This window comes from Streptomyces sp. NPDC007088 (genome assembly GCF_042869355.1).
Classification (GTDB): domain Bacteria; phylum Actinomycetota; class Actinomycetes; order Streptomycetales; family Streptomycetaceae; genus Streptomyces.
On record NZ_JBIAFO010000009.1, the window covers coordinates 275,488 to 290,216 of the forward strand.

At 75.1% G+C, this 14,729-nt stretch carries 13 protein-coding genes and 1 pseudogene; 4 read left to right on the forward strand and 10 right to left on the reverse strand.

Annotated elements, in window-relative coordinates; all coding sequences use genetic code 11:
• Positions 1-234 precede the first annotated feature (234 nt).
• From ACFYMP_RS17195 to ACFYMP_RS17205, 3 genes and pseudogenes are all read right to left on the reverse strand, one after another.
• Positions 235-699 carry a DUF3037 domain-containing protein gene (locus ACFYMP_RS17195; RefSeq protein ID WP_388857557.1) on the reverse strand — a complete coding sequence of 155 codons (465 nt, stop codon included), beginning with the start codon at positions 697-699 and terminating at the stop codon, positions 235-237.
• A 35-nt stretch (positions 700-734) separates the two neighbouring features.
• A pseudogene (locus tag ACFYMP_RS17200) lies at positions 735-1,458 on the reverse strand (HipA family kinase); the annotation flags it as partial.
• Between the two features lie 91 nt (positions 1,459-1,549).
• Positions 1,550-2,575 carry a YihY/virulence factor BrkB family protein gene (locus tag ACFYMP_RS17205; protein ID WP_388857440.1) on the reverse strand — a complete coding sequence of 342 codons (1,026 nt, stop codon included), beginning with the start codon at positions 2,573-2,575 and terminating at the stop codon, positions 1,550-1,552.
• 475 nt (positions 2,576-3,050) lie between these two features.
• Between ACFYMP_RS17205 and ACFYMP_RS17210 the strand changes: the two genes are divergently transcribed.
• Positions 3,051-5,303: a prolyl oligopeptidase family serine peptidase gene (locus ACFYMP_RS17210; protein WP_388857443.1), complete on the forward strand. Its 2,253-nt coding sequence runs from the start codon at positions 3,051-3,053 to the stop codon at positions 5,301-5,303.
• Complete coding sequence (locus ACFYMP_RS17215; RefSeq protein ID WP_388857445.1) at positions 5,300-5,737, forward strand: Rieske (2Fe-2S) protein; 438 nt, start codon at positions 5,300-5,302, stop codon at positions 5,735-5,737. Before ACFYMP_RS17210 ends, ACFYMP_RS17215 begins: the two co-directional genes overlap by 4 nt.
• A gap of 89 nt (positions 5,738-5,826) precedes the next feature.
• Here the strand turns inward: ACFYMP_RS17215 and ACFYMP_RS17220 are convergent, their stop codons facing one another.
• The gene (locus ACFYMP_RS17220) at positions 5,827-7,164 is read right to left on the reverse strand and encodes an aminotransferase class I/II-fold pyridoxal phosphate-dependent enzyme (RefSeq protein WP_388857448.1); all 1,338 of its coding nucleotides are present in this window, start codon (positions 7,162-7,164) and stop codon (positions 5,827-5,829) included.
• Between the two features lie 77 nt (positions 7,165-7,241).
• On the opposite strand from ACFYMP_RS17220, the gene ACFYMP_RS17225 reads away from it, so the two are divergent.
• Positions 7,242-7,952, forward strand: coding sequence for a pyridoxamine 5'-phosphate oxidase family protein (locus tag ACFYMP_RS17225; RefSeq protein WP_388857451.1), 711 nt, complete (start codon positions 7,242-7,244; stop codon positions 7,950-7,952).
• A 57-nt stretch (positions 7,953-8,009) separates the two neighbouring features.
• Here the strand turns inward: ACFYMP_RS17225 and ACFYMP_RS17230 are convergent, their stop codons facing one another.
• From ACFYMP_RS17230 to ACFYMP_RS17245, 4 genes are all read right to left on the reverse strand, one after another.
• On the reverse strand, positions 8,010-8,966 hold the full coding sequence (locus tag ACFYMP_RS17230) for a DMT family transporter (RefSeq protein WP_388857454.1): 957 nt from the start codon (positions 8,964-8,966) through the stop codon (positions 8,010-8,012).
• Between the two features lie 158 nt (positions 8,967-9,124).
• Positions 9,125-10,141 carry a DMT family transporter gene (locus ACFYMP_RS17235; protein ID WP_388857560.1) on the reverse strand — a complete coding sequence of 339 codons (1,017 nt, stop codon included), beginning with the start codon at positions 10,139-10,141 and terminating at the stop codon, positions 9,125-9,127.
• A 34-nt stretch (positions 10,142-10,175) separates the two neighbouring features.
• A complete protein-coding gene (locus ACFYMP_RS17240) occupies positions 10,176-10,853 on the reverse strand; it encodes a Clp protease N-terminal domain-containing protein (protein WP_388857457.1) in 678 nt (225 codons plus the stop codon).
• Positions 10,854-11,168: 315 nt separating this feature from the next.
• Positions 11,169-11,912: a PadR family transcriptional regulator gene (locus ACFYMP_RS17245; protein ID WP_388857460.1), complete on the reverse strand. Its 744-nt coding sequence runs from the start codon at positions 11,910-11,912 to the stop codon at positions 11,169-11,171.
• Positions 11,913-12,157: 245 nt separating this feature from the next.
• Here ACFYMP_RS17245 and ACFYMP_RS17250 point away from each other — a divergent pair, with 245 nt between their 5' ends.
• Positions 12,158-12,727 carry a DinB family protein gene (locus ACFYMP_RS17250; RefSeq protein ID WP_388857463.1) on the forward strand — a complete coding sequence of 190 codons (570 nt, stop codon included), beginning with the start codon at positions 12,158-12,160 and terminating at the stop codon, positions 12,725-12,727.
• Between the two features lie 90 nt (positions 12,728-12,817).
• Here ACFYMP_RS17250 and ACFYMP_RS17255 read toward each other — a convergent pair whose 3' ends face one another.
• Positions 12,818-13,822 (reverse strand): HEAT repeat domain-containing protein, encoded by a 1,005-nt coding sequence (locus tag ACFYMP_RS17255; protein WP_388857466.1) that lies wholly within the window; start codon positions 13,820-13,822, stop codon positions 12,818-12,820.
• Positions 13,823-13,828: 6 nt separating this feature from the next.
• Complete coding sequence (locus ACFYMP_RS17260) at positions 13,829-14,524, reverse strand: HEAT repeat domain-containing protein (protein WP_388857469.1); 696 nt, start codon at positions 14,522-14,524, stop codon at positions 13,829-13,831.
• Positions 14,525-14,729 lie beyond the last annotated feature (205 nt).

Here is a 14,729-nt window from a genome sequence, read left to right on the forward strand (position 1 = left end):
TTCTCCTCGCCCTAGGGAAGCCTCATCGCCTCGGTACGGCGGTGCCGTACGGGCCCTCGTCGGTACGGCGGTGCCGTACGGGCCCTCACCGTACCGCTCACGGGTGAGCGACCGCTTAGTACCTTCGGTGTAGGTGACGCTAGAAGGCAGGGCACCGGGTGTCAACGGCGCGGCCCCGACCGGCCGTGTGATCCCGCTTTCAGGTGCGCGCACCGGGCCGCTCCGGCACCGCGCTCAGGGCACCAGCAGGTCCAGCAGGTGGTCGAGTTCGGCCTGCGGGGAGCGGGTCAGCCCGGTGTGCACGGGGCCGGGGCGCACGAGCGCCGAGCGGGGGGCCACCAGCCAGCGGAAGCGGCGCCCCGCGTCGTCCCCGGCGGCCGGTCCGGCCACGGCACCGCCCCGGCACACGGCCTGAACGGCGTGCAGGGCGGCGCGCACCCCTTCGACGTCGGCGTCCGGGTCGAGGGCAGCGAGCCGGTTCTCGTCCAGCCGGGTGCGGGCGGCGAGGAATCCGGTGGCGCGGCTGTAGACGAGGACCCCGGCGTTGAGGTGTTCTCCGCGTTCGGCGCGCGGGACGAGGCGCAGCGGGGCGTACTCGAACACCTGCGGTTCCCCGGTCACGGGGGCTTCCGGGGCGGGGGCGGGCGGCTGCTGTGCGGGCCGCGTCCAGCCGGAGGCGGTGACCCGGTGGCCGCCCACCCGCGCGGAACCGAAGTCGACGCGTCCCGCCAGCCCGTCCGCGCGCGCGAGCAGCGCCTCGACATGGGCGCGCCGGACGTCGTCGGGGTGGCCGAATCCGCGTTCACCGGCCAGCCACGCCACGGGGACGCGGGCGGCGGCCTCCGTCAGCAGGTCCTCGGTGACCAGGGGGCCGAGTTCGGCGGCGGCCCCCGCGAGGTCGGGGGCGAAGGGGAGCAGGACGTGGTCGGAGGCGTCGTACGGGCGCAGCGCGCTGGTGGCGGCGGTGGGCCAGTTGTGCTGCCAGATCATGCTGGCGCCGTGGTCGATGAGCCACAACCGGCCTTCGTGCACGAGGAGGTTGGGGTTGCGCCAGGAGCGGTCGACATTGCCGATGAGCGCGTCGAACCACAGGACGCGCCCCGCCTCGGCCGGTTCCACGGCGTAGGCGAGCGGGTCCATGCCGAGCGCCCCGGAGAGGTAGCGCATGCCGAGGTTGAGCCCGCCGCTGGACTTGAGGAGTTCCTGCACCTGTTCGTCGGGTTCGCCGAGCCCCACGACGGGGTCGAGGTCGATCCCGGTGAGAGCGGGCACCCGCAGCCCGAGCGCGCGGGCGAGTTCCCCGGCCAGCACCTCGGCCACCAGCGTCTTGCGCCCCTGCCCGGCCCCGGTGAACTTCATGACGTACAGCGCGCGGTCGTCGGCCTCGACGAGACCGGGCAGCGAACCGCCCTCGCGCAGCGGGGCGACATAGCGGGTCGCGGTGACTTCTGCCAGCATTTCCCCAGGCTATACGGCCGCCGGCCGGCCGGGCGACGGCCGCGGAACCGGCCCCGCGCCAGGGGTTGCCCGCCGCGGCCCGCCTCCGGCCTCAGGGCCGCCCCGCCGGCCGGCCGTGCTCCGGACCCGCCGTTCGGTCGCCGGCCGGCCCCGCCCCGCCGTGCCCGGGATCGGGCAGGACGGGCCGGTGCAGACCGGCGCGGGCGGCCTCCAGCTGAGCGGCGAGAGCGAGACCGAGGAAGAGGGAGACACCGGCCAGGTTGGACCACAGCAGCAGGGCGACGAAGGCCGTCAACGGCCCGTACACGGCGCCGAAGGTCCCGCTCAGGCCGATGTACAGGGACAGGAGCCAGGTCGCGCCCACCCACAGCAGCAGATGGACGGCGGAGCCGAAGGCGAGCCAGGTGTAACCGGGCTGGTCGCGGCGGGGCGACCAGCGGAACAGGACCGCCGAGGCCACCCAGGTGAGCAGTACGCCCACCGGTATCCGCAGCCACCGCCAGGCCGTACCGGCGGCGGGGCCCCAGTGGTAGGTCCGCGCGAGGGCGTCCCCCACCGCCGGGCCGCCGAGCAGTACCAGGAAGCCGCCGACCAGGGGCAGTCCGGCCGTCACGGCCAGCGCGAGGGCGCGCGGGTACTTCCGGGGGAAGGGCCGGTCGCGTTCCACTCCGTAGAGGCGGTTGGCGCCCCGTTCGATCTGCGCCATCGCGGTGGCCAGGTTCAGCGTGGCGAAGCCGAGTCCCAGCCACAGGGCGAGCGCCCCTCCGGCCCCCGCGCCGGCGTCCTTTCGGACACGGTCCAGCGAGGTCCGGATCAGGTCCGCGCTCGGGCCCGGCGCGATCCCCGTCAGGGTGCGTTCCACCACTCTTCCCACGCTCTCGGTGTGCAGGCTCGTCGCCACCCCCACGAGGGCGATACTGAACGGGACCAGGGCCAGCACGATCTGGAAGGCCAGGGCCCGGGAGTGGCTGAAGCCGTCCGCGTAGCGAAAGCGCAGGAAGGCGTCCGCGAGCAACTTGCGTCCCCCGTAGGCGCGCAGCGCCGTCCACGCCTCGTCACCGGACAGTTCCTCGCCGATCATGTCCCTGGTCTGGGGTACCCGCACCGCGGTGCCCACGGCCCCGCCTCCCTCACGTGTCGTCGGTCAACGGGGCTGTTCCGTCGCGTCCTGTGGGCCCGTGCCCGGTCCGTGGGGTCAGCCGCGGGGCGGTCGTGGGCGCCGGAACCGCTTGTTGCCCGAACGGGGACCCTTACTCCACGCACGGGTGCCGAAGCCCGTCAGCGGCCGGGGCGCGCGGGGGAATTCCGGTGAGCCGCCCCCGGGGACTCGCCCCGGCGTCGCCGCTCAGCCGGACGGCGTGCTCGCGAACCCGTATTCACCGGACCGCGTGCTCACCGGACCGCGTGGCCGTGGCGCGTCGGGCCGGCCGCACCACAGGCCACCGGACCGCGTGGCCGTGGCACGTCGGGCCGGCCGCACCACAGGCCACCGGGCCGCCCGCCTTCCGCCGCCGCCCGTGTCGAAGCGCGCACCGCGGGTGGCGCCGGGTAACCCGGTTTCCGGACGGTCGCGCGTCTGCCTAATGTGCCCCATGACTCCCACTCCCCCCGCCACGGCAGAACTCCGCCTCTTTCCCGACCAGTTCGCGCGGACCCGTCGCTTCTCTCTCGGCGTGCCGCACTCCTTCACCGTCCTACCGGGCGGGCGCGGTGTGCTCTTCCTGCGCGCGGCGGCGGGCGACGACCCGGCCGGGCTGCTGTGGCGCGCCGCCCCGGACGGCACCGAACGACTGCTCGCCGATCCGCGCCCGCTCGGTGCCGCGCGGGGCGCGGAGCCCCGGCAGGAGCGGGACCGCAGGGAGCGCGCCCGGGTGTCCGGGGAGGGCTTCGTCGGCTACTGCGCGGACCTCGCGGCACAGCGCGTGGTCCTCGGCCTGGGAGGTGGCCTGTGGCTCGTGGACGGGGTGGACCGCGAGGTGCCCGCCGCGCCGCGCCCGGTGCCGGTCGCGTATCCCGCGCTCGCTCCCCTGCTCTCCCCGGACGGCTCCCGCGTCGCCTACGTCAGCGGGGGCGCCCTCCACGTGGTCGGCGTGGACGACGGACTCGATGTGACACTCGCCGCGCCCGAGGGGCCCGACGTCGCCTACGGGCTCTGCGACCACGTCTCGGCGGAGGAGATCGGACGGGAGCGCGGCGTGTGGTGGTCCCCCGGCGGCGACGCCCTCCTGGTGGCGCGGGTCGACGTGAGCGGCGTCGGGGTGCGGTGGATCGCCGATCCCGCGCACCCGGAGCGCCCGCCGCGCGCCGTGCGCTATCCGGCGGCCGGGACCGCGAACGCCGTCACCACGCTGCACGTCCTGCGTCTCGACGGCGGCCGCGTCGACGTGGACCTGCCGGCACGGGCCGAAGCGGGGCACCCGGTGAGCGGCCCGTGGACCGACCGCGCCTTCGAGTACGTGACCTCGGGAGGCTGGGACGCGCACGGACCGCTGGTGGGGGTGCAGACCCGCGACCAGCGCACGGTGCTGACCCTCGCGGTGGACCCCTCGGACGGCACGGTCCGGGAGCTGGCCGCCGAACACGACGAGCGGTGGGTCGCGCTCCTGCCCGGCGCCCCCGCGCGCACCGCCTCGGGAACGCTGGTCCGCTCCCGGCTGCTGCCCGACGGCACGCGGGGCCTCGCCCTGGGCGGGGACACCACACCCCCGGGCCTCCAGGTCCGCGAACTGCTCGGGGTGGACGGGGAGCGCGTGCTGCTGCGGGCGGGCTCCGATCCGGCCGAGGTCCACGTGTGGGAGTACACGGCGGGAGGCGTGCCGCGCCGGCTGAGCGACGGGCCGGGGCTGCACTCGGGCGTCCGGACGGGAGACACCCTCGTCCTCGACGGGACGACCCCGAGCGGAACGTACGCACGGGTCCTGCGCCCCGGCGCGCCCTGCGCGCCGATCGCCTCGCACGCCGAGGAGCCCGTGGTCGACCCGCGCCCACGGATGCTCACGCTGGGCCCGCGCGCCCTGCGCTCCGCGCTGTTCCTGCCGTCCTGGCACACCGAGGGAGCGGGCCGGCTGCCGGTCCTGCTGTGCCCGTACGGCGGTTACGGGCTGGGGCTCGTGGTGCGGGCCCGCGCCTGGTGGACGCTGGTGGCGCAGTGGTTCGCCGAGCAGGGCTTCGCGGTGCTGATCACGGACGGGCGGGGCACCCCGGGACGTGGCGCCGACTGGGAGAAGTCAATCTTCGGCGACCGGCTCACCCCCGTACTGGAGGATCAGGTGGACGCCTTGCGGGAGGCGGCCCGGCGGTACCCGGAACTGGACCTCGGGCGGGTCGGGATCCGGGGCTGGTCGTACGGCGGCTATCTCGCGGCGGCGGCGGTGCTGTACCGGCCCGACGTGTTCCACGCGGCGGTGGCGGGGGCCGCGCCGACCGACCGGCGGCTGTACGACACGCACTGGGAGGAGCGGTTCCTCGGCCACCCCGGCGTGCAGCCGGAGAACTACCGGCGCTCCTCGCTGCTCCAGGACGCGGCGAAGTTGAGCCGACCCCTGCTGCTCGTCCACGGGCTGGCGGACGACAATGTGTCGGTGGCGCACATGCTGCGGTTCTCCGCCGCCCTGCTGGCGGCGGGCCGCCCGCATCAGGTGCTGCCGCTGTCCGGTGTGAGCCACACGACGACGCGTGGAGGGGTGGGAGGCGCCTTGCTGCTGCACGAGCTGGCGTTCCTCAAATCGTCCGTCGGGGGCGAGGGGGCGGCGGGGCCGGGAGCGGCCCGCCGGGCCGGCGTCCACTCCAGCGGGGCCGGCGGACGTCCGGTCGCCGATCCGTTTGTCGAAGGGAAATCGTCATGACCGTCCTCCAGGGAGCCGGGGGCGCCACCTCGCGCCGCGCGTTCGTCGCCGCCGCGGGGGCGAGCGGGCTGGCTGTCGCCCTCGCGGCCTGCGGTGGTTCCGACGGCTCGTCCTCCTCGCGGTCCGCGCGGTCCTCCGGCGACGGTGGCGGCACGCTCGGCCCCACCTCGGAGATCCCCGAGGGCGGCGGGAAGATCTTCACGGACGAGAAGGTCGTGGTGACGCAGCCGAGGAAGGGCGAGTTCAAGGCGTTCACCAGCACTTGTACGCACGCGGGCTGCCAGGTCGGATCGGTCGGCGGCGGCACCATCAACTGCCCTTGCCACGGCAGCAAGTTCAGCATCGAGGACGGCAGCGTGAAGGCGCCTCCCGCGAGCTCCGCGCTGGAGGAGCGGAAGATCGAGGTCAAGGGCGGCTCGATCAGGCTGGCCTGAGCGGCCCTCTCCCCCGGGGAGCCCGCCGCCCTCCCGCGTCCGCGTCGCGCGGGCGCCCACGGGCGGCGGGCTCCCGACGAGTGGCCCCTTCACCCGTACCTGCGCCGCACGCCCCCCGCCTCGCCCACCGCCGCGGCGATCGCCCGCGCCAGTTCGCCGGTGTCCGCGCGCTCCAGCCCCGACACGGTGACCCGGACACCGGCCGGCGCGGAGAGCCGGAACCTGGCCCCGGGGGCGACGGCCCAGCCCGCGTGCAGCAGCCGGGCGACCGCGCCCGTCTCGTCCGGCACGGGGACCCACACGTTGAGGCCGCTGCGGCCCCGGGCGGCGACGCCGTACCCGGCCAGGGCCCCGATCAGCGCACCCCTGCGCCCGTCGTACGCCGCCGCGACGGCCGCCGTGTCCACCGCGCCGTCCGTCCACAGCCGCACCACGGCGCGCTGTGACAGCCGGCTCACCCAGCCGGGTCCGAGCCGCTGCCTGCCGCGTACCCGGTCCAGCGTCACCTCGTCGCCGGTGAGTACGGCGATCCGCAGGTCGGGCCCGTACGCCTTGGCGGTGGAGCGGACGAAGGCCCACCGTTCGGTGGCCCCGGCCAGCGGGTGCGGCGGCGAGCCCACGATGCCGTGTCCGTGGTCGTCCTCGATCAGCAGGGTCCGCGGGAACCGGCCCAGGATCTCCCGCAGTTCGCGAGCGCGGCCCTCCCCCAGCACCGCGCCGGTCGGGTTCTGCGCGCGGTCGGTCACCACGAGCGCGCGGGCGCCCTGGGCCAGCGCGCTCTCCACGGCCTCGGGGCCCGGCCCCTCGTCGTCCACCGCCACGGGCACCAGCCGCAGGCCGAGCGCGGGGACCAGATCGAGGAGGCTGCCCCAGCCCGGGTCCTCGACGGCGACGGCGTCGCCGGGGCGCAGGTGCGCCGCGAGGACGCGCTCGATCGCGTCCAGCGAGCCCGAGGCCACCGCGACCGGCCTGGACGGCACCCCGTCGGCGGTGAAGGCCGCGCGGGCCAGTTCCTCCAGCCGCGGCTCGACCGCCTCCTCGCCGTAGAGGACGGGACGCCGGTCGCCCTCCAGCGCGGCGGCGGTCATCGCGGGGGCGAGCGCGGGCAGCAGCGCGGGATCGGGGTTGCCGGTGGACACGTCCCTGACCCCGGGCGGCACCTCCACGCTGATCGCCTCCCGCGCGGTGCTCACCGGGCGCTGCCGCACCCGGCTGCCCCGCCGCCCCGCCGTCTCGATGACCCCGCGCTCACGCAGGGTGCGGTACGCGGCGGCCACGGTGTTCGGATTGACACCGAGGTCGACGGCCAACTCCCGCATGGGCGGCAGCACTTGGCCAGGCGACAGGTCGCCGCTGCCCACCGCGCGCTCGATGTCGGCGGCGATATCCGCGGCACGCCGACCTGAGATCCGATACTCTCCTAGCACAAAACATATTATGCACTAGTGCAATGCACTGGGCAAGGCCATGCGACGCGAGAGCGCAAGAGAGGGAGAGCGCACCGATGACCGCCTCCGAGCAGCCCGCCACCCCCCAGGACCACGCCGAGGAGGGGAACGCCCCGGCGTACACCCCCACCGGGCGCACCGTGCCGACCCGCGCCGCCGACCGGGCCGCGTACGACCACGAGACGGTGCACGCGATACTCGACGAGGGCTACCTGTGCCATCTCGGCTTCGTCCGGGACGGGGCGCCCGTGGTGCTGCCCACGCTGTACGCCCGGGTCGGCGATCACCTCTACGTGCACGGTTCGACCGGCTCCCGGCCGCTGCGGCAAGCGGGGCGCGAGGAGCCGGGCCTGCCGGTGTGCCTGACGGTGACCCATGTGGACGGGCTGGTGCTGGCCAGGTCGGCCTTCCACCACTCGGTCAACTACCGCTCGGTCGTGGTGCACGGCGTGGCGCGCCCGGTGACCGATCCCGAGGAGAAGCGCCTCGCGCTCGACGCGATCGTGGACAACGCGGTCCCGGGCCGGTCGGCCGACTCCCGTCCCGGCAACCCGAAGGAGCTCGCGGCCACCGCCGTCGTACGCGTCGAGTTGTCCGAGGTCTCGGCGAAGCAGCGCACCGGCGGCCCCAACGACGACCCCGAGGACCTGGATCTTCCCTACTGGTCCGGAGTCGTCCCCGTGACGACGACCACCGGTGCCCCGGTCCCGTCCCAGGACCTCGCGGACACCGTCGCCCTGCCCGCTTACCTGCGGCGGGACGCCTGACGGACGGGACGGGGGCGCGCACGCGGCGCGGCGCCGTGCCCCCGTCCCGGCGGGGGATCAGAGGCGCCGGCCCGCTCGCGCCTCGGCCGCGGCGAGGCCCGTGACCGCGCCCAGCAGGAGCAGGACCCCGAGGAGCGTCGAGGCGGTGAGCCGTTCCCCGAGGAGGGTCACCGCGAGGACGGCGGCGCTCACCGGTTCGAGCAGCATGATCACGGAGACCGTCGCGGACCGCACGACGGCCGCCCCGGCGAAGTACAGGACGTAGGCGAGCGCACTGGGCACCGAGGCCATGTAGACGAGCAGGAGCAGCGTCCGCAGCGGCTGCCCGGTGTGCGGCAGCAGCCCTTCCGCGGCCGCGAGCGGCAGGAGCGTCCCGGCGCCGACGGCGAAGGACCAGGCCGTCGTGGTCACCGCGTCCCGCTCCTCGCCCTTCCGCGCGCACCAGCGCGTGAGCAGGGTCAGGGCGGCGTACGAGGCCGAGCAGGCGAGCGCCCAGCCGACACCGGCGGGCCGCACGCTCGCCTCCGTGCCGCCCAGCACCAGCACGACGAGCCCGGCGAGCGCGCCCAGGACGGCGCACCCCCCGCCGGCGCCGAGGCGTTCCCCGAGACCGAACCGGGCGCCGAGCGCGATGAGGACGGGCCCGGCACCGAGCGCGACGACAGTCGCCACGGCGAGTCCCGTGTCGCGCACGGCGAGGAAGTAGGTGGTCTGGAAGAGGGCGAGGACGGCGCCCCGCCCGAGGTGGCGCGTGAGGCGCCGTCGCCGGCCCTCCGGGGCGGTGCGCACGAGGAGGCTCCGGGGGCGCCGCCGGGCGGTGCCGCGCCAGGCGCGGGCGCCGAGCAGGAGCGGCAGACCGCCGGCGAAGCGCCAGAAGGACAGGGCGAGCGGTCCGAGATCACCCGTCCGGTACAGCAGGGCCGCGGCGGCGCCCGCGGTTCCCCAGGCGGCACCGGCGAGGATCAGGAAGAGAAGGCCACGCCCGAGGGGCAGGCCGGGTACGGCGTACGACACGGTGAAGTTCTCCGCAGCGGGTCAGGAGGGGGAAGCCTGGACTCACGTCTGCGGGCAGCACGGCAGGGCCCGGTCGGCGACCGGGCGGATCGTCAGGTGCCCGCGCTCAGCGGGCGGGAGGCGGAAGGACCAGGGCGCGTGCGTACACGCTCGGCACCCTAGGGCGCGTCCCGGCGCGCGGACAACTCCCTTTCCGCGCCCGTCGGCTGCGCGGGCGCCTGACCGCCCCTCGCCACCGGCCCCGCGGGCGCGGCGGGCGCGGCGCTCTGCGCGATGAACGCGCCGACGAGCACGACGGTCCCGCCGACGAGTTGGGGCGCCGAGAGGTGTTCGCCGAGCAGGACCCAGGCCAGGACGGTCGCGATCACCGCCTCCAGGCAGGCCACGACACCCGCGACCTGCGGCGAGAGCCTGCGGACGGACACCACGCCGGTGACGTACGCCAGGACGGTGGCGAGCAGGACGATCCACGCGAGCAGCAGCCAGGCCGCGACGGGTGTGCCGTCCATGTCCGCGCGGCCGGTGAGGACGCCCCAGTCCATGGTCCAGGGGCGGGCCACGAAGGTGAGCAGGACGGCTCCGGTCAGCAGCCCGTAAGCGATGACGCCGAGCGGGGGCGGGGCCCCGGCCCCCGCGTCACTGCCCTGGTCGGACAGGACGAAGTAGCCGACCTGGCAACAAGCGGCGCCCAGGGCCGGCAGCAGGCCGAGCACGTCGAAGGAGAGTCCGGCCCACACCTCGACGACGCAGGCCAGCCCGCCGACGGCGAGGACCACGCCGAGGGCGGCGGCCCGGGTCACGGGCCGCCGCTGCACGAAGCGCACCCAGCCGAGGACGAGGGCCGGGGCGAGGTACTCGACCAGGAGCGCGACCCCGACCGGGATGCGGGAGATCGCCGCGAAGTAGCACGCCTGCACTCCGGCCACGGCCAGCAGCCCGTACCCGGCCAGGAGCGCGGGCCGCATCCGGGGCAGGGCCCGGTGGCGCCAGGCGACCGGCAGCATCACGAGAGCGGCGCCCGCGACGCGCAGCCACACGACGTGCAGCGGGTCGAGACCCGCCTCGATCAGCGGTTTGGCCGCCACCCCGGAGCCCCCGAAGGCGAGGGCGGACACGAGGGCGAGGCCCAGTCCGGTTCCCCTGGCCCGCTTGCCCTTGCTCCCCGATGTCTCCAGCACGGCGCCATCATGACAGGCCGGGACAGGAGCGTCACTCCCTATGCTGCTGACGCAGTCGCGAGACGTCGATGCCTCGTGCGCACGCGTGCGTCTCCTCGGAAAGGGGGCACGGCCGGACCGGGCCGGCCTCGACGGCCTCCTCGGACGCCGGCCGCCCGGCGCGCTGGTGGAACTCCTCGCGGCCCTCACCCCGCGGCTCGCGGTCCGCCGCCGCGAGCGCGGTACGCAGGGCCCCGGGGTCGACGCCCGCGCGGCGCAGGATCTCGGCGGCGCGGCAGTCCGGTTCGGCGGCGAGGGCGGCCAGCAGGTCGGTGCCCTCGGGAGGTGTGCCGGTGCCGCGCCCGCCGGCGTGCTCCCTGGCCCGCTCCATGGCCAGCGAGGCGGCGGGCGACCATCCGGTCTCCCGCAGGACGGGGATCCCGCCCGAGTCCTCCACGGTTCCCTGCCAGTGGAGGCCGTAGCCGATGCTGCGCTGCACGAGGTAGCCGAGGAGACGGGCGAGGTGCGCGGGGTCGACGAAGGACCGGGCCCGCGGGTCGTGCTCCAGCAAGGAGTGCAGCAGGTGGGCGGTGTCGATCTGGGAGTCGCCGTCACGGGCCGCCCGCCTGCGGGCACCCGAGACGACGGTGGCCAGCTCGCCGCCGAGCGCACCCCGGGGCTCCCCGCGGGCGGGGCCCGGCTCGCTGTACGGCTGGATAGGGCGTTGCACGTGCTCCACTCCATCACTGACCGGTCAGGTCGTCGTCCCCGGGGGGAAGGGTTCTCGCGTCCGACGAGAGGAGTGGGCGGCGAGGCGGCCCCTCCTCCTCACGGAGGAGACCGCCCCGGAGCCGGCCTCAGGGGCCGGGGGCGGGGCCGGCACGGACCCGGGACCGAGGTGGCGCGGCCTCAGGGCGGCGCGGAGCCTCGCGGCCTCGGGAGCGGGCGCGCGCACCAGTCCCCGTACGGACGCCTTCCGGGCTCGCGTACGAGGACTGGCGCGCGTCACCGCCAGCGGAGCCCTACTCCCGAGGCCGCACCTGGATCAGCTCCGGTCGTCACGGGCGGCGGGGCCCGTGTCGGTCTCGCCGTCCTCGGCGAGGATCAGGTACAGGCGCTTGCGCGCGTCCTTGACGACCGCGAGGGACTTCTCGCGCTGCTCCTTGGTCCCCGTGCGCCAGACCTGGCTGAACGCCTCCATGAGACCACCTCCCGCCTGCCGGACCTCGTTGAGCGCCTCCCAGTCCACGCCCCTTCCGGCCTCTTCCCAGGGGGCGTCGGGACCGGCTTCGGCCGCCGTACGGCCCTCGTCGGTGAGCGCGAAGAGCTTCTTTCCGCCCTCGCTCTCGCTGACGATCAGCCCCTCGTCCTCCAGCATCTGGAGGGTGGGGTACACCGAGCCGGGGCTCGGCTTCCAGGCACCGCCACTGCGTTCGGCGATCTCCTGGATCATCTCGTAACCGTGCATGGGCCGGTCCTTGAGCAGCGCCAGGATCGAGGCGCGCACGTCACCGCGGCGCGCCCGCCCGCGCGGCCCCCCGCCGCGACCGCGACCGCCCCAGGGGCCGCCGGGGCCGAAGCCCCCCGGCCCGCCGGGACCACCGAAGCCGCCGGGGCCGCCATGGCCGCCAGGTCCACCACCGGGTCCGAACGGCCCGAAGGCGGCCCGCCGGCTCTCGAAGTCGCCGCGCTCGAAACCGCCGCGTCCCCGGCCCTCGGGGCCGCGGCCGAATCCACGCCCGTGCCCATGTCCGTGTCCGTGCTCATGCTCGTGTCCGAAGGTACGCATCACGATCACTCCTTCCATCGTCAATGGATCGCGATGCCTCAACGATATATCGGAACAGTTCGTTGAGCAAGGGGGTACGGAACGATCCGGCTCTGACCCTTGTCAGTGGGGTGATCGATGGCGAGCGAAGGCCGATCGGTTGACTTCTGCGCCCTTGAGGGAGGACCGCCCGCGGGTCCGTGACGGTGGAGGACGACCGCGGACGGTGACGATCACTCCGCAGGACGGGTCGGTAGTGTGCGGCGATGACAAGAAGTGAGCGGCTCGCGGAGCAGTTGGACTGGTACTGGCGCAAGAACCTGCGGCCACGGCTGGAGGGCCTTACCGACGAGGAGTACTTCTGGGAGCCGGTGCGCGGCTGCTGGAGCATCCGCCCGCGTGGCACGTCGGCCGCACCGATGTCGGACGGTTCGGGGGAATGGACGCTGGACTCCGCGTCCCCCGGCCTGATGCCGGAACCGGCGCCGGTGACCACGATCGCCTGGCGCCTCGGGCACATCATCGTCTCGTGCCTGGCCTATCGGGTCGAGTGGTACTTCGGCGGCCGGGACTTCGACTCCGAGGCGTTCGCCTACGCGGGGACCGCTGACGAGGCGCTGGAACAGCTCGACGAGATGTACGGGCGATGGAACGCGGGGGTCCGTGAGCTCTCGGATGCCGACCTGGAGAACCCGCCCGCGAGGGGTCCCGAGCGGTTCCCCCTGGAGAACAGGGTCCTGCACGTCAACAGGGAGCTGATCCATCACGGAGCCGAGATCTCCCTGCTGCGCGACCTCTACCGCCGGCAGGACGGAGCCGTACCGCGCCGAATATGACGTGCGGTAACCGGCGACCGGGCTTCGGAAACGTACGTGGAGTCCGTGATGCCCGATGGCGCACCGCTTTCCGAGGCGGCCGCACGGACCTCACTGAGCGTCGCGTATCCCGAGGACGTACGCGGCGGTCAGCGCCACGGCGCGGTCCTCGTCCTGTGACAGCTCCGCCAGAGCGCGGGCCGTCGTACTGCCCGGGACGCCCGCGAGGGCCTGGGTCAGTCGCCGGCGCGCGGACGCCTCGACGGTGCCGCGGCTGAGGCGGGCGACGAGCCCCTCGGCGATCCGGTCGGCAGCGGCGGGATCGCTCGCCAGCGTGCTCAGTGCGTCGGCCGCGTCGACGTCGTTCCTCCCCCCGACGACCATGTCGATGAGCGTGGGGACCGCGTCGGCCACTCCACGCGCCCCGAGGGCCAGTGCCGCGTACCCGCGGACCACGGCGTCCGGGTGCGCGAGAGCGTCCCGCAGCGGCGCGGTCGCCGCACCGTCCGGCAGCTCGACGAGGGACAGGACGGCGCGCTTGCGCACCCTGGCGTCCGTCGAGCCGAGGCCCTCCGCGAGGAGGGCGGCACCCTCCCCGCCCAGTCGCGCCAGGGCCCAGCGAAGGGCCCCGGCCACGTTCGGGTCCGTCTCGCGCAGCACCGCCTCGACCAGGGCTTCCACCGGGCCCGGGGCCTCGTCCGCCGAGGAGAGGGCCGCGCGCTGGCGGGTCCCGGGGCTCGTGGACCCCAAGGCCTGGAGGAGGGAAGTGATCCGCAGGACGCCCGCCCAGCCGGCGGGTTCCGCGTCGGCGATCCGGCGCAGGCGCGTGAGCAGCTCCGTCTCGGCCGCGATGCGCTCGCGCGTCCGGCGGACGAGATCGTCGACGAGCCGCGAGGAGCTGAAGCCGGGGTCCTCCAGCGCGCCCAGGACTTCGCGCAGCGACAACCCGAGCGACCGCAGGCTCTCGATGTGGAAGATCCGCCGGACGTCCTCAGCGGTGTACTCCCGGTAGCCGGTGTCGGTGCGCCCTGTCGGCCGCATCAGGCCGAGCGACTCGTAGTGCCGGAGCATGCGGGCGCTGACCCCGGACCGTCGGGCCACCTCACCGATCAGCACCGCCTCTCACCCCTTCTTGCCGTACGTGCCCGGAGCCACCTTGCCGTAGTCGCCCAGCGCCACGACGCGCTTCGCCTCCTCGATCGCGCGCGCGAAGCCGGCGTCCGGGTCCCGCCGCAGCCGTTCGGTGGTGATCGCGTGCCGGCGCACGTCAGGACCGGCGTCATCCGTCATCGCGGCGCGAAGGAGCGGCGTGCTCGCCTCCCCCAGGGCGATCAACGCCCGGCTGAGGCTCGACTGCGTCTCCCGCTCACCGCGTCCCAGCTGTGTGACCAGCGCTTCGCCCAGCACGGTCTTCTCCGCCTCGGGCACAAGGACGACCGCCGCCCGCCAGGCGCTCCGCGCCACCTCCTCGTCGGCGTCCGCCAAAAGCTCCCGGGTGATCGCGGGCCAGGCCCTCCGGTCCCCGGTCTTGGAGAGCGTGTGCAGGGCCTGGCCGCGCGCCTGCGGAAGCGGCGAGCGTAGCTCCTCGACGAGCCTGGGAACGGTAGCCGACGCCGGGTGGCGGACGAGGGCCCACGTGAGCATCTCGCGTACGGAGAAGTCCGGCTCGGTCCCGCATCGTTCGACAAGCGCGTCGATCAACCGCGGATCGGGGGGCGTGCCGGCCGCCAGTGCCGCCCGCAGCCGGACCGACGCGTTGGGGTTCTCCAGCCCCCGGCGTACCCGCGCCGTGTTCGTGTCCTCTTTCGGCATGGTCATCAAGACCACCTCCTCGGCGGCAGTCAAGCGCTTGTCACCGTGTCAAGGTCAAGCGCGGCCCTGCCGGGGGCGGCCTGCCTCCCCCGCCCGCCGGGCCCTCCCCGGGGGCGTCCGGGCGTCGCCGAGCCACCCCGGGCCGGTGCCCGCCGGGCCGGTGCCCGCCGGGGAGGGGCCCGGCCGGTCGGCGCACGAGCGGCCGGATCGG

Bases quoted from the DNA above. Each gene is read 5' to 3' on its own strand.
- ACFYMP_RS17210 (WP_388857443.1), top strand. From the start codon at position 3,051: ATGACTCCCACTCCCCCCGCCACGGCAGAACTCCGCCTCTTTCCCGAC.
- ACFYMP_RS17215 (WP_388857445.1), top strand. From the start codon at position 5,300: ATGACCGTCCTCCAGGGAGCCGGGGGCGCCACCTCGCGCCGCGCGTTC.
- ACFYMP_RS17225 (WP_388857451.1), top strand. From the start codon at position 7,242: ATGACCGCCTCCGAGCAGCCCGCCACCCCCCAGGACCACGCCGAGGAG.
- ACFYMP_RS17245 (WP_388857460.1), bottom strand. From the start codon at position 11,912: ATGCGTACCTTCGGACACGAGCATGAGCACGGACACGGACATGGGCAC.
- ACFYMP_RS17250 (WP_388857463.1), top strand. From the start codon at position 12,158: ATGACAAGAAGTGAGCGGCTCGCGGAGCAGTTGGACTGGTACTGGCGC.
- ACFYMP_RS17260 (WP_388857469.1), bottom strand. From the start codon at position 14,524: ATGACCATGCCGAAAGAGGACACGAACACGGCGCGGGTACGCCGGGGG.